We start from the raw sequence: 12,961 nt of genomic DNA, 5'->3' as shown, positions 1-12,961 counted from the left end.
TAAACCGAAGTTTTAATTTTACTCTGACCCCAGTTTATTACTGCTTAGGTAACTCTTTTACACCCATATTAAACAGGGTGAAACCAAAGATATCTGCAGCTAATTCAATCTGCTTGGAGACCGGCACACCAGCACCATGACCTGCATTGGTTTCAATGCGGATCATTTGCGGGTTAGGTCCTGTTGCTTTAGCCTGTAGTTCAGCAGCAAACTTAAAGGAGTGCGCTGGTACTACGCGGTCATCGTGATCGCCTGTAGTCACAAGAGTAGCTGGATAAGCCACGCCTTCTTTGACGTTATGCACTGGTGAGTAGCCTTTGAGGTAATCAAACATCTCTTTGTTTTGCTCAGACGTGCCATAGTCGTAAGCCCAACCTGCACCAGCAGTGAAGGTGTGGTAACGCAGCATATCCAGTACACCGACCTGTGGAATAGCCACTTTCATCAAGTCAGGACGCTGCGTCATCACAGCACCGACTAATAAACCACCGTTAGAACCACCACGTATCGCCAGTTTGTTGCTGGAGGTATATTTTTGCGCGATCAGGTATTCACCTGCTGCAATAAAGTCATCAAACACATTTTGTTTTTTCAGCTGAATGCCAGCGTCATGCCAGGCTTTACCGTATTCGCCACCGCCACGTAGGTTAGGCACCGCATACACGCCACCCATTTCCATCCACACCAGGTTGGCCACACTAAAAGCTGGCGTCAGGCTGACGTTAAAACCACCGTAGCCATACAACATGGTTGGGTTGTTACCATCCAGTTGAATACCTTTTTTGTGGGTAATGATCATCGGCACTTTAGTACCATCTTTGCTGGTGTAAAACACCTGCTTCGACTCGTAATCGTCACTGTTAAACTTCACAGCCGCTTTATAGTAAGTGCTGGTTTCGCCAGATTTTGGCTCAAAAGCAAAAGTGCTGGGTGCTGTGTTGTAGTTGGTGAAGCTGTAGTACAAGGTAGTGTCTTTGGTTTTGCCGCCAAAACCAGACACAGTACCTAAACCCGGCAGAGACACATCACGCACCAGCTTGCCGTCATAGTCGTATTGTTTTATTTGAGAAATCGCATCCACCATGTAGTTGGCGAATAAGAAACCTGCACCTTTGCTGACATCCAGCACGTTTGCGGTTTCTGGGATCACATCTGTCCATTTGTCAGCATCAGGCGCTGTGGCGTCAACTTTGATCAGTTTTTTGTTGGGTGCATTTAAGTTAGTGACGAAATACAAGGCATCGCCGCGGCTATCAACAAACTCAAAGTCAGCATTGCCTTCAGCATACAAAGTTACGAAAGCGCTGTCGGCTTTGGTTAAATCTTTTAAGAAGACTTTATTGCCGGAGGTTGCATTGGCAGCAGACACAATCAGGTATTTGCCGTCATCTGTCACTACGCCACCAACATAACGGTGTTTTTCCGCATCCACACCACCAAACACCACGGGGTCATCTTTTTGCGCTGTGCCTAATTGATGGTAATACAACTTGTGTTGATCGGTTTTGGCCGACAGCTCACTGCCTTCTGGTTTGTCATAGCTGGAGTAGTAAAAACCTTCATTGCCTTTCCACGACACACCGCTGAATTTCACATCCACCAGAGTTTCTTCAATTGGCTTTTTGGTTTCTACATCAATAATGATAATTTTACGCCAGTCGCTGCCACCTTCAGAGATGGAATACGCCAGAGTTTTACCATCTTCCGAAAATGACACGTCAGCTAAAGAGGTCGTAGCATCGCTGCTGAAGGTATTTGGATCTAAAAAGACTTCAGCTTCAGCATCGCCTTTTTTACGGTACAAAACCGACTGGTTTTGTAAGCCGTCGTTTTTGAAGAAGTAGGTGTAGTCACCTTCAATAAAAGGCGCGCCTACTTTTTCATAGTTCCACAGCGCTTCTAAACGTTGTTTGATCTGATCGCGGTAACCGATTTGGTCAAGATAAGCAAAAGTGACTTTGTTTTGCTCTTTGACCCAGTTACCAGTTTGTTCACTGCGATCATCTTCCAGCCAGCGGTAAGGGTCTGCTACTTTCTTGTCAAAATAACTATCAACCACATCACCTTTAGCAGTGACAGGGTAAGTAAAAGGGTGAGCAGCCTGAGTTTCTGTCATAAGAGTTTCTTGTGTCTTTGAGGTATCACTTGGTTGGCCACAGGCTGTTAATAAAGCCAAAGCCACGGCGCTTAATGCGTATTTCATCTATCCTGTTCCCCGGATTTTGTACCCTTCTTCGTCTGAAACCCTTGTTTCAATGAAGAAGAGGTAAGTGCTAATAAAATTAGTAAGCGAGCATAACAAAACTGTTTACTCAACGCATCCTTTACGATTAACGCTCATATAGATGCGCTTAATAACTCTGCCTGTTCGTTTTATGGAATTTTCCTCCCTAAGTTCAACCTGAAATTCAGCAGTGTTATATGCTAAAGAAAATGCTGTTGGGATGGCGATTATGATCAGATTATGTGGGATTTTGTGGCTGGCGTTCAGCTGCTTTTTTTCTGAAGCAGCAGTGATTTTGCCTGTAACACCAGCAGTTGCTTATGCGGGCAGTTGGCAAGAGCAATCACTTCCGGCCCAATGGCAACAGCAACAACGTCAGTTTTATCTGGATGCCCTGCTCGCTCCTGCAACAGCGACGCTAGCGCCCGCAGCCTTGCTGCGACAAGAAGACAGAGGCAGCTATAAAGCTGAATTGTGGCAAATCCCGCTAAGCAAAATCAGCCATAGCAAAGCACTGTTGCTCACGCCAAAACATCAGCCGATCAAAGCTGCGGTGTTATTGCTGCACGACCATGGTGCTTATTTTGTCATCGGCAAAGAAAAAATGATCCGGCCTTTTGCAGATTCTCCAGTGCAAAAACAAGCCAAAGACTGGGTGAATAAATACTATGGCGGCCAGTTTATTGGTGATGAACTTGCAGCCCAGGGTTATCTGGTATTGGCTGCTGATACTTCAGGTTTTGGTGAACGTGGGCCTATTCAGTATGAACAGCAACAACAACTGGCAGCGAATCTAATCGCAACAGGCCATTCACTGGCAGGGTTATCTGCCTATGAAGATATGCAACTAGCGAAGTTTTTAGCACAAAGACCGCAGGTTCCTGCAGGAAAAATTGCTGCCATAGGTTTTTCGATGGGCGCGTACCGTGCATGGCAAGTAGCTGCGCTGTCTGAGCATATTCAGGCCGCAGCTGCTATTTGTTGGTTTAATACTTACCAGCAACTGTTACAACCTGATGCCAATTTAACCAAAGGCCAGTCATCCTTTTATATGCTGCATCCGGGTCTGGCCCGTCAGCTGGATATTCCGGATCAGGTCAGTTTAGCGGCGCCCAAAGCTTTGTATTTAATCAATGGCGGACAAGATCCCTTGATGCCAGTTCAAGGTGTTATTCAAGGGCAGCATCAACTGAAAAAAGTCTGGCGGGCCTTTGGCGCAGAATCAGCGCTTCGCACTGAAATTTGGACTGAAGCACGCCATGAGTTTAACCAGCAACAGCAACAACAAGTCTGGTTATGGCTGGAGCAATGGCAGGCTATGCATTAAAAAATACTATTTCGCACTGAATACGTATGCATTTAATAAACAATTGAGCAACTTTATTTACAAATCAATCAGCCTTTCATAACTTTTATCTGTCACCGGTGTACAAAAAGACAACCACAGACAGGACGAGCAAAAACTCGCCGTCAAAGTGGCCCATTAAAAAATGACAGGGTAAAACGAATGAAATTATCACTACAGACACTGTTAGTGGGCGTCAGCCTGCTATCTGCAAGCCCGGCGTATGCCGATGTAATTTTGCATGCCTTTAACTGGAACTACAGCGAAATCACCGCCAAAGCCACTGAAATTCAGCAGGCCGGTTATAAAAAAGTGCTGATAGCACCGCCAATGAAATCCAGCGGCGAGCAGTGGTGGGCCCGTTATCAGCCACAGGATTTACGCCTGATAGATCATCCACGCGGCAACAAACAGCAGCTGCAAACGCTGATCCAGACCATGACCAGCAAAGGCATTCAGGTCTATGCTGATGTGGTACTGAATCATATGGCGAATGAAAGCGCCCAGCGCAGTGATCTGAACTACCCAGGTTTAGCAGTACTCAGCAGCTATCAGGCCAACTGGACCTACGCCAATAATCAGAAACTGTATGGCGATTTAACACAGAACTTTCTGTCCGGTTCAGACTTTCATGCGCCTGGTTGTATCAGTAATTATCTGGACGTCTGGCAAGTACAATATTACCGGCTTTGTGGCGGTGGCAGCGATACCGGCTTACCTGATTTGGATAATAACAACTGGGTCATAGCTCAGCAGCAAGCCTACTTACAGGCACTGAAAGATATGGGTATTAAAGGCTTCCGGGTGGATGCTGTGAAACATATGACCAATGCCCACATTAATGCTGTGTTTACTCCGACTTTACTTAGTGGCATGCATGTGTTTGGTGAAGTTATTACCTCTGGCGGCTCAGGCAATCAGGAGTACGAACTGTTTTTAAAACCTTATCTGGACAATACCAGCCACAGTGCTTATGACTTCCCGCTGTTTGCTTCTATGCGCAATGCCTTCAGTTTTGGCGGCTCTATGAGCGTACTGGTCGACCCAGGTGCTTATGGTCAGGCACTGGCATGGAACAAAGCCGTAACCTTTGCCATCACTCATGACATTCCAACCAATGATGGTTTTCGTTATCAGATCATGAACAGCACAGATGAGACGCTGGCCCATGCTTACATTCTGGGAAGAAACGGTGGTACGCCAATGATTTATTCGGATCACGGTGAGACGGCCAATTTAGATGGCTACCGCTGGCAGGATTTTTATAAAAGAGCAGATATTAAAAATATGATCCGTTTTCATAACAGTACCCAAGGCAGCGGTATGCAGGTGCTGGGACACGGCCAGTGCTTCCTGCTGTTTAAACGTGACAAAAAGGGCATAGTGGGCATTAACAAATGTGATACACCACAGGAGTATTGGGTCGATACCTACGCCAACGAGCTGAACTGGTATGTCAACTACACTGATGTGATCAGTGGCAATAGCTTTCAGGTCAATACGCAGTGGTTAAAGGTGACTATTCCGGCCCGCAGTGCACGGATGTGGTTGCAGCAGTAAGCGACTGTGGGTCAGAGCTGTCAGCTCTGACCCACATAGAGGATTTAGCAGCTACACAAGTTCTGAGCCATCAGCTGCCCTGCAAACGCACTCTTTCGATATCAGCTTTAGGTGGAGCACCGAATAATCGGCTGTACTCACGGCTAAACTGCGAAGGGCTTTCGTAACCTACTTTATAACTGGCAGTGGCCGCTTCAATGCCCTCTTGTAACATAATACGGCGCGCCTCATTCAGGCGTAATTTTTTCTGATACTGCAAAGGTGACATAGCAGTCACGGCCTTAAAAGCCTGAAACAAAGCGGACTCACTCAAATGTACCTCATCGGCTAAATCTTTAATTCGCAGTGGCTCATTGAATTTTTTACGAAGTATTTCAATCACTTTGCTGATACGGTGTCCCTGACTATCCAGCAGCATAAAATCACGTAACTGACTACCTAAATCGCCTAATAATAAACGGTATAAAATTTCGCGTTTTAATAGCGGATAAAGCACTGGTATATCGGACGGTTTATCTAACAGTTGAACCATACGACTGACCGCAGATAATAAAGCTTCATCCACCCGGCCAACCGACATAGCTTTCACCTGATATTGACTGCGTTCGACCCTACCACCTAAATCAATCACCAGATCAGCCAATTCTTTTAGGTCAATAGTCATCTTCAGCGCAAGATAAGGTTTATCGACACTGGCTTTGGTGACTTTGCCGCTGACAGGCACAGTCACAGGCACCAGCAAATAACTTAAGGGGTCATACACCAGCTTGTCATTGTTTAAATACACCTCTTTTTCGCCCTGCAGCATAATGCATAGAGAAGGGTCATAGACCACCGGCGTCACGTCGGTAGTCACTTCGGTGCGGTATAAATGCAAGTCAGGAATCATACATTCTTTAACACCATCAGCAGGCATATGAGACGAAAGCTGGGTTTTGAGTTGTTCAAGTTGCAGTTCGATACTCACTACGTTCTCCTTCACAGATGTTTAAAACCAGTATAAAAGCAAAGCAACAGCCCTGCACCGTTCAAATCAGCCTGCTGGACTTTTAGGCAAGAAGTGCGGAGCAACAGACAAAGCACGGTATCCCAAGTTCAGGTGAATTAGTCTCAACACAGATGGTTATTTTGTGTTTTGTGAGTTAAACAGTAAGCTGAATGACAATCCCCAGCACTATAAACAACAAAAACTAGCAGGAACTCTATGAAAATCAGTCCACTTCTGTTGCTCAGCTTATACCTGAGTGCAACCAGTTTAAGCTTTGCTGTTCAGGCTGAAGATGCCAAAACTGCAAAAAATGCCAGTGTACAAATAGACGCGGATTCAGTAGTGGTGACAGAACATGAAACCACAGTGCTGGATCAGGATTTCAGTTACAAAGCCTACACTGGCACTCAGCCGGTATGGGATGAGCAAGGCAATCCAACGGCCGCCATTTTTTATACCTACTACGAACGTCAGGATGTAAAAGACAGAAAAAGCCGCCCTTTGCTGATTTCCTTTAACGGCGGCCCTGGTTCAGCATCGGTATGGATGCAAATTGCTTACACAGGCCCCAAAGCGCTGAATGTCGATAGCGAAGGCTACCCGCTGCAACCTTATGGCGTAAAACAAAACCCTTATTCAGTGCTGGATACTGCAGACATCGTCTTTGTAAACCCGGTGAACACCGCCTATTCCCGCGTATTGCCTGGTAAAGATGGCAAAATGCCAAGCCCGGATCAGCAACAAAAAATGTTTTTTGGTGTGAATGCGGATATCAAATACCTGGCCGAGTGGGTCAACACCTTTGTCAGCCGCTACAACAGATGGGAATCGCCTAAGTACCTGATTGGCGAGAGCTATGGCACAACACGGGTGTCGGGTTTAGCTTTAGCACTGCAAAACCAGCAGTGGATGTACTTAAACGGTGTAGTGCTGGTGTCCCCTACTGAAATTGGTATTAAACGTGATGGCCCTGTTGATGTGGCTAACCGTCTGCCCTACTTTGCCGCCACAGCCTGGTATCACAAAGCGCTCTCTAGCGATTTACAGCAAAAAGACTTAACCGACTATCTGCCAGAAGTCGAAGAGTTTACCCTGAACACTTACTTACCTGCTTTAGCCAAAGGCAACTCTTTACCTCAAGCTGAAAAACAACAGATTGCTGAGCAAGTAGCGAAGTATTCAGGTTTATCAGTCAAAGCTGTGTTGCAAAATAATCTGGATATCAATACCGACTTTTTCTGGAAAGAATTGCTGCGTGAACGTGGCCAGACCGTCGGCCGTTTAGACTCACGTTATTTGGGTATAGATAAAAAAGATGCAGGCTCAGAGCCGGATTACAACGCCGAGCTGACGTCATGGCTGCACTCTTTTACTCCAGCTATTAATAACTATCTGAAAAACGAGCTGAATTACAAAACCGACGTGAAATACAATATGTTTGGTAACGTACATCCATGGGACAGAAGTAATGACAATACTGGTGAAAACCTGCGTCAGGCCATGGCGCAAAACCCCTACCTGCATGTGATGACGCAATCGGGGTATTACGACGGCGCCACCAACTATTTTGATGCCAAATACAATATGTGGCAGTTAGACCCAAGTGGCAAAATGAAAGACAGATTAAGCTTCAAAGGCTACCGCAGCGGTCATATGATGTACCTGCGTTACGACGATTTACGTCAGTCGAACCAGGACTTACGTGACTTTATCAAAGCCACTTTACCTAAGCCGGATCAAGCTGCTAAATATTGATCTGACCTTGTTTAGAAAGGACCTTCGGGTCCTTTTTTAATGCCGGGCGCACATCAAAGCATTCAACCACAAGTCACCAGACTTAATGCACCATCTCGTTTTGTCGCATCGGCATAGCGTCAATTTCGTTAAATATCGCCTCTAAATCCATACGGTCAAGCAAAATTTTCACGCCACCATCTTTACCTATCAACATAATTTGTCCAGGCTTCAGCCGGTACTGCGTTCTTGTACTGGCTATAAAATCTGCTGACAACACACCTTGATAATTTGTCTGGATTTCATCTGCACTAAACACAAACCAGATAATATCCCGCTCTTTAATTTCAGCTTTGTTTTGCTCAAAAAGAGTCAATACGCTCTGCTGGTCTTGAAGGTTATTGACCAGAATAATACGTTGCTGCCATTGCAGCGCTTCAAAACCGGATAACGGAGTTAGCTGATTGCTATAAGCACAGAGACTAAAACAAAGCTGCAGAATAATGACAAGGTTTTTCATACTCACTCCATCAGGCCGACAACTCTTTTGCTCTGCAGGCTAAATGAGCTAAAGCTCAGCTTTCACTGAGTGAAGCGAAAATAAGTTGCTCCAGTAGGACCAGATCAGCCGGCAGCTCAAGAGGATATCAAGATCCTGGGGTCCATACACCAGTCAAGTTACTGGCATTTACCAACAGAATAGCGACTACTGGTACAGTAAAAAGAGCCATAAGCGATTTAACCAAAAGAACTTGTGCCCTATTAAGTTGTATCATTTGGGCGTTGAACCGTTGGCTTCTTAATCTATAGATTGTTGACACGAGAACCAAGAAAAGGACAAACCACCACACTCTTTGCTCGAGCAGTGGAGTATCATAGGCAACCACGTAAACGCCAGCACAAGAAAAGCAAGCTAATAACCACTCGAAAAACCAACTTGCATAACCATAGCCTTCTTTTTTATACCAATAAATCCGGGTAGCTAAAGTGAACAAAAGCCATATCAAAAGCAGCCAAAAAATGACCTTAAGAATATCCATGTCCTCACATTAAATAACAGCGTCTATGCAAACAGTGTTCGTCTGGCAAGTCGAACAGCTGTTCTCCTTGTTTTATGGTACGCCCATCTATCAAGTTATGCCTAAGGTGCACCGATTTCAACAGTTTTTAGCAGTGAACTGCCGTCCATCCTTGCCTTCCAGCTACTGACTCAACTCCGCAAAATACTTTAGCTGCAGTTGGCTAAATAACTCCGACTGTTTCACCTCCATCAGTGCTTTATTAAAACGCTCAGCGACCTCTGGAGTGCGGGCTAACATATGATAGTGATTCGGCTGGAACAAGCTCAGGACTTTCAGACTCCTGTCATCAGGGGCTGTTAGGCGGTAATAGTGCCAGAAGATATTTCTGTCCATTACCAATACATCCACCCTGTTTTTTAATAATAAAGCCGGCAGTTGATGTTGCTCTACCACTTCGAGATAACTGCTGGTTTTATTAATGGCGTCGGCATAAGCTGGCGGCAAAAACTTAAGAGCGTTTTGAAAAGCCATCACTCTAAGCCCCACCAAATCGCTTAAGCTCAGGATCTCTTTATACAAGTCTTGGCGTACTATCAGAATATTCTGATAACTGATGTAGGATTCGGTGGCGAACAGCCCCTCTGGGGCACTACGCTGCAGTGACACTAAATCAGCCTGGCCTTCGTTAAATACATCCAGTAATCGACCATTGGGTACATGAATAAACTGACAGTCAAAGCCCATACGTTTGACCACAGCACTGAGTAATTCCAGTTCGTAGCCGGTTTGAGTCGATACTTTGATATAAGGAGGTTTTTCCACCCCAACTAAAAGCTGTAGCTGCTGCGCCTTTGCAGGAACAGCCATGAAGGCCACACAGAGCATTCCTAAATACAGCAGTTGTTGCATCGACTTCACCATCTACAACCTCACTTCAGCATAGGCCAAACTCTTGTTTGAACTCCAGTTTTTTCTTTGAACTGTTCACAAAACAGCCACTCAGCCGTTCATAAAACTTACATATCAATTACTTCATTTTGTCATCGCCCTTTCACTGCAATGTCATCAGACCACTCCAGAATGATGGCATTTTCTTCAATTCAAACAACAATATGGAGTTTCACGTGGCATTACATCACAAACATCTGCTCGCTTTGGCAGTGAGTTCAGCCCTGGGTTTATCGGTACCTGTTGTCGCAGAAGAAGCCGCAGCGGCAGCGGCTGAAGAGCAGGAAGTCGAAGTGTTGGCCATTACCGGCAAACGTATTAGCTACGCCAATAACAGCACAGACGAAGCCATTAAAAATACCAAAGCGCCAATAGGCAATGTGCTTGATTTAGTCAGCCAACTACCTGGCATTAGCGTCGGCCAAGGCGACGCTTTTGGTGGTGACGACTGGTCAACAACTATTTCAATGCGCGGTTTTAACGTCAACCTGAACGAGCAACAACTGGGTATTACCGTAGATGGTTTACCTAATGGTGGCTCTGGTTATGGCGGTGGCAGTAAAGCCAACCGTTACCTGGACACAGAAAACACCGCTTTTGTCGAAGTAGGCCAAGGCACATCCGATATCGCCTCTGCTTCTTTAGATGCGTTGGGCGGTACTTTAAACTTTGTGTCCAACAACCCGCTGGCCGAAGAAAACTTATCTGTAGGGGTGACAGGCGGCGATCATAATGCCCGTCGTTATTACACCCGTTTTGACACAGGCCAGATAGGTGGCAATACCACAGCCTATTTCAGCTTGTCAGACAGCTTTAACAACAGATGGATAGGTTCAGGCAGCAATGGTTTTACTGACCGTCTGCACGGTGAAGTTAAAACTGTGACCGAATTGGAAAACACCACTATTACCGCGCGTTTTTCTTACGATGACGCTGAAGAAGACAACTACAACACCGTCTCTTTAGCTCAGTTTTTCGAAAACCCGGAGTGGGATCGTCTGACCAATGTGTGGACAGGTAACCCGGATGTCGATCAAAACTTTGCTGAAGTCTGGTCGACCTTGCGCGAAAACAGCTTCACCTACGTGAAAATTGATACCGACTTATCAGACAGCCTGAACCTGACTGTAACGCCTTATGTGCATATGCAATCTGGCCGTGGTGACTGGATGCCGCCGTATCAGGTCTATGTGGAAGATGCTGCCGGTAACCGCGTAAGCCGTGGCACAGGTAACGGTACTTTAACGCCTTATCAGTACGTCAATGCTGAAGGTCAGCCGATTCTGGATCCAAATGCCGATTTAACAGGTGCTACCCGCGTATCCTCTTACCGCCATACCCACTATGAAAAAGACCGTTACGGTCTGACGTCAGAACTCAAATGGGCGATGGAAAACCACGAGCTGCGGTTAGGTGCCTGGCTTGAACAGCAAGACCGTGACGAAAGCCGCGACTGGCACAACGTGATTGACCCGAAACAGTATCATTACTTCGACAATCAACCTTACTGGGTGCACTACGATCGGACTTATGAAACTGACACTCAGAAAATTTACCTGCAGGATCAAATCAGCTGGAACGACTTCACTGTTACTTTGGGCGTGAAGCAGTTTTATGTCGATGTCAGCCGCAAAGACAATATAGTGGCAGGTAACGAAGGTAAACTCGACAGCGATTCAGATTTATTGCCAAGCCTGGGTTTTGTTTATCGCTTAAACGAAAGCTACGAAGTCTTTGGTGGTTACGCCGAAAACTTCAAAGCTATCAGCGATGCGATTTTAGAAACCGATCAGGATTTTGGTTCACTGGAGGCTGAAACTGCAGAGAATATCGACTTAGGTTTACGCTACTTTGGCGATGACTTAAGCCTGTCTTTGACTTATTACGACGTACAGTTTGATAACCGTATTACCTTCCTGCAACCCGGTGCCAATGGCGCTGGCCCGGATTATCTGAACGAATTAGACGGTACTTATGTCAACGTAGGTGGTATTGAATCGAACGGTTTAGAAGCCAGCTTAAACTGGGAATTTATGCAAGGTTGGAGCCTCTACAGTGCTTTGACCAGCAATAACGCCGAATATAGCCAAAGTATTAATACCTTGGTTTTGGATGACGATGGTAATGTAGTGACAGGCCCAGACGGTAAACCAGCCATTAACCCTGCTGCTATTTTTGAGGGCGATAAAGTCGCAGGCTCACCAGAAACTATGCTGAGCTTGTCACTGCGTTACCAGGGTGATGCGTACCGTGCAGGTTTAACCGCCAAGCGCACTGACACTTACTTTGGCGCGGCTTTAGGTGGCAATAAAGATGAAATCCCAGCCTCTACAGTGATGGATTTCTATGTCGGCTACAGTAAAGATTTGTCGTCTAAAGACATGTTTAAAGGCCTAGATCTTTCATTAGTGCTGAATAACTTAAACGACGAAGATTACTTAGCAGGCGGCCAGGAAGGCGCTTATTACTTAGGTGCTGAACGTACAGCGACTGTGACGTTAAAACTGGATTTCTAACAAAATTCAGAGTGACACAAAGCCGGGATGCTAAATGCCCCGGCTTTCTCATTTCTTTCCTAGATCATGCCCTGAAGACAAGGCATGTAAAAATTACCAGCAACGGGTAAGTTCTACAGCCAATCAAAAGCCTCACCAACAGTGAAAAACTGATAAATTATTGTTTTTATTGATTTATATCTATTTGGCACAGCAAGTGCTTTAATTAAGATGCAAAGTACAGCATCTTGCTGTATTTCACACTATCGAGCATGGAGAATTATTATGGCTACTTCACAAAGTGCAACAGAACAAGCGAAGGCAAAAAGCAACAGCGCGTTAAATTCGCCAGTGACGGAAAAAGCGGTTGAAGCTGCCCATCATGCAGTGGATGCCGTAGCTAGTAAAGCCGCTGTAGCTGAAGATACGCTTCGCAAAACAGCAGCCAGCTCACAGGAAACGCTGTCGCATAAGCAGGAAGAAATTAAACAGCAACTGCAAATGTCATACAGCAAAACCCGTGAATTGGCAGCGCAAAACCCGCTGGCTACCGCTGGTATAGCTTTTGCTGCTGGTGTACTGCTGACAGCTCTGTTACGTCGTAACTAAGCCTTTAAACAGACCTGACTCGAGCAAGGCGGATTT

9 protein-coding genes are annotated in these 12,961 nt (G+C 45.7%); 5 read left to right on the top strand and 4 right to left on the bottom strand.

What is annotated here, in order from left to right:
- Positions 1-37 precede the first annotated feature (37 nt).
- Positions 38-2,203 (bottom strand): prolyl oligopeptidase family serine peptidase, encoded by a 2,166-nt coding sequence (locus IEW88_RS17490; protein ID WP_147905359.1) that lies wholly within the window; start codon positions 2,201-2,203, stop codon positions 38-40.
- 250 nt (positions 2,204-2,453) lie between these two features.
- On the opposite strand from IEW88_RS17490, the gene IEW88_RS17485 reads away from it, so the two are divergent.
- Entirely contained in the window at positions 2,454-3,551 is a 1,098-nt protein-coding gene (locus tag IEW88_RS17485; protein ID WP_185148656.1) for a dienelactone hydrolase family protein, read from the top strand.
- 180 nt (positions 3,552-3,731) lie between these two features.
- Positions 3,732-5,129: an alpha-amylase family protein gene (locus tag IEW88_RS17480; protein ID WP_147905361.1), complete on the top strand. Its 1,398-nt coding sequence runs from the start codon at positions 3,732-3,734 to the stop codon at positions 5,127-5,129.
- A gap of 70 nt (positions 5,130-5,199) precedes the next feature.
- Here the strand turns inward: IEW88_RS17480 and IEW88_RS17475 are convergent, their stop codons facing one another.
- The gene (locus IEW88_RS17475; protein WP_229670598.1) at positions 5,200-6,096 is read right to left on the bottom strand and encodes an AraC family transcriptional regulator; all 897 of its coding nucleotides are present in this window, start codon (positions 6,094-6,096) and stop codon (positions 5,200-5,202) included.
- A 237-nt stretch (positions 6,097-6,333) separates the two neighbouring features.
- On the opposite strand from IEW88_RS17475, the gene IEW88_RS17470 reads away from it, so the two are divergent.
- Positions 6,334-7,872 carry a S10 family peptidase gene (locus IEW88_RS17470; protein WP_147905362.1) on the top strand — a complete coding sequence of 513 codons (1,539 nt, stop codon included), beginning with the start codon at positions 6,334-6,336 and terminating at the stop codon, positions 7,870-7,872.
- Positions 7,873-7,954: 82 nt separating this feature from the next.
- On the opposite strand, the gene IEW88_RS17465 is transcribed toward IEW88_RS17470, so the two are convergent.
- Entirely contained in the window at positions 7,955-8,371 is a 417-nt protein-coding gene (locus IEW88_RS17465; protein WP_147905363.1) for a DUF4174 domain-containing protein, read from the bottom strand.
- Positions 8,372-9,053: 682 nt separating this feature from the next.
- On the bottom strand, positions 9,054-9,782 hold the full coding sequence (locus IEW88_RS17460; RefSeq protein ID WP_185148657.1) for a substrate-binding periplasmic protein: 729 nt from the start codon (positions 9,780-9,782) through the stop codon (positions 9,054-9,056).
- A gap of 215 nt (positions 9,783-9,997) precedes the next feature.
- Here IEW88_RS17460 and IEW88_RS17455 point away from each other — a divergent pair, with 215 nt between their 5' ends.
- A complete protein-coding gene (locus IEW88_RS17455; RefSeq protein ID WP_147905365.1) occupies positions 9,998-12,337 on the top strand; it encodes a TonB-dependent receptor in 2,340 nt (779 codons plus the stop codon).
- Between the two features lie 264 nt (positions 12,338-12,601).
- Positions 12,602-12,925 carry a DUF883 C-terminal domain-containing protein gene (locus IEW88_RS17450; RefSeq protein WP_053425099.1) on the top strand — a complete coding sequence of 108 codons (324 nt, stop codon included), beginning with the start codon at positions 12,602-12,604 and terminating at the stop codon, positions 12,923-12,925.
- Positions 12,926-12,961: the final 36 nt, after the last annotated feature.

The sequence above is a fragment of the Rheinheimera tangshanensis genome (assembly GCF_014645135.1).
Taxonomy (GTDB): domain Bacteria; phylum Pseudomonadota; class Gammaproteobacteria; order Enterobacterales; family Alteromonadaceae; genus Pararheinheimera; species Pararheinheimera tangshanensis.
Note: the sequence above shows the minus strand (reverse complement) of the source record. Positions and strands in the feature narration are given on the sequence as shown.

Excerpts from the sequence above, each read along its gene's own strand:
- IEW88_RS17490 (WP_147905359.1), bottom strand. The coding sequence starts at position 2,203 with ATGAAATACGCATTAAGCGCCGTGGCTTTGGCTTTATTAACAGCCTGT.
- IEW88_RS17485 (WP_185148656.1), top strand. The coding sequence starts at position 2,454 with ATGATCAGATTATGTGGGATTTTGTGGCTGGCGTTCAGCTGCTTTTTT.
- IEW88_RS17480 (WP_147905361.1), top strand. The coding sequence starts at position 3,732 with ATGAAATTATCACTACAGACACTGTTAGTGGGCGTCAGCCTGCTATCT.
- IEW88_RS17470 (WP_147905362.1), top strand. The coding sequence starts at position 6,334 with ATGAAAATCAGTCCACTTCTGTTGCTCAGCTTATACCTGAGTGCAACC.
- IEW88_RS17465 (WP_147905363.1), bottom strand. The coding sequence starts at position 8,371 with ATGAAAAACCTTGTCATTATTCTGCAGCTTTGTTTTAGTCTCTGTGCT.
- IEW88_RS17460 (WP_185148657.1), bottom strand. The coding sequence starts at position 9,782 with ATGCAACAACTGCTGTATTTAGGAATGCTCTGTGTGGCCTTCATGGCT.
- IEW88_RS17450 (WP_053425099.1), top strand. The coding sequence starts at position 12,602 with ATGGCTACTTCACAAAGTGCAACAGAACAAGCGAAGGCAAAAAGCAAC.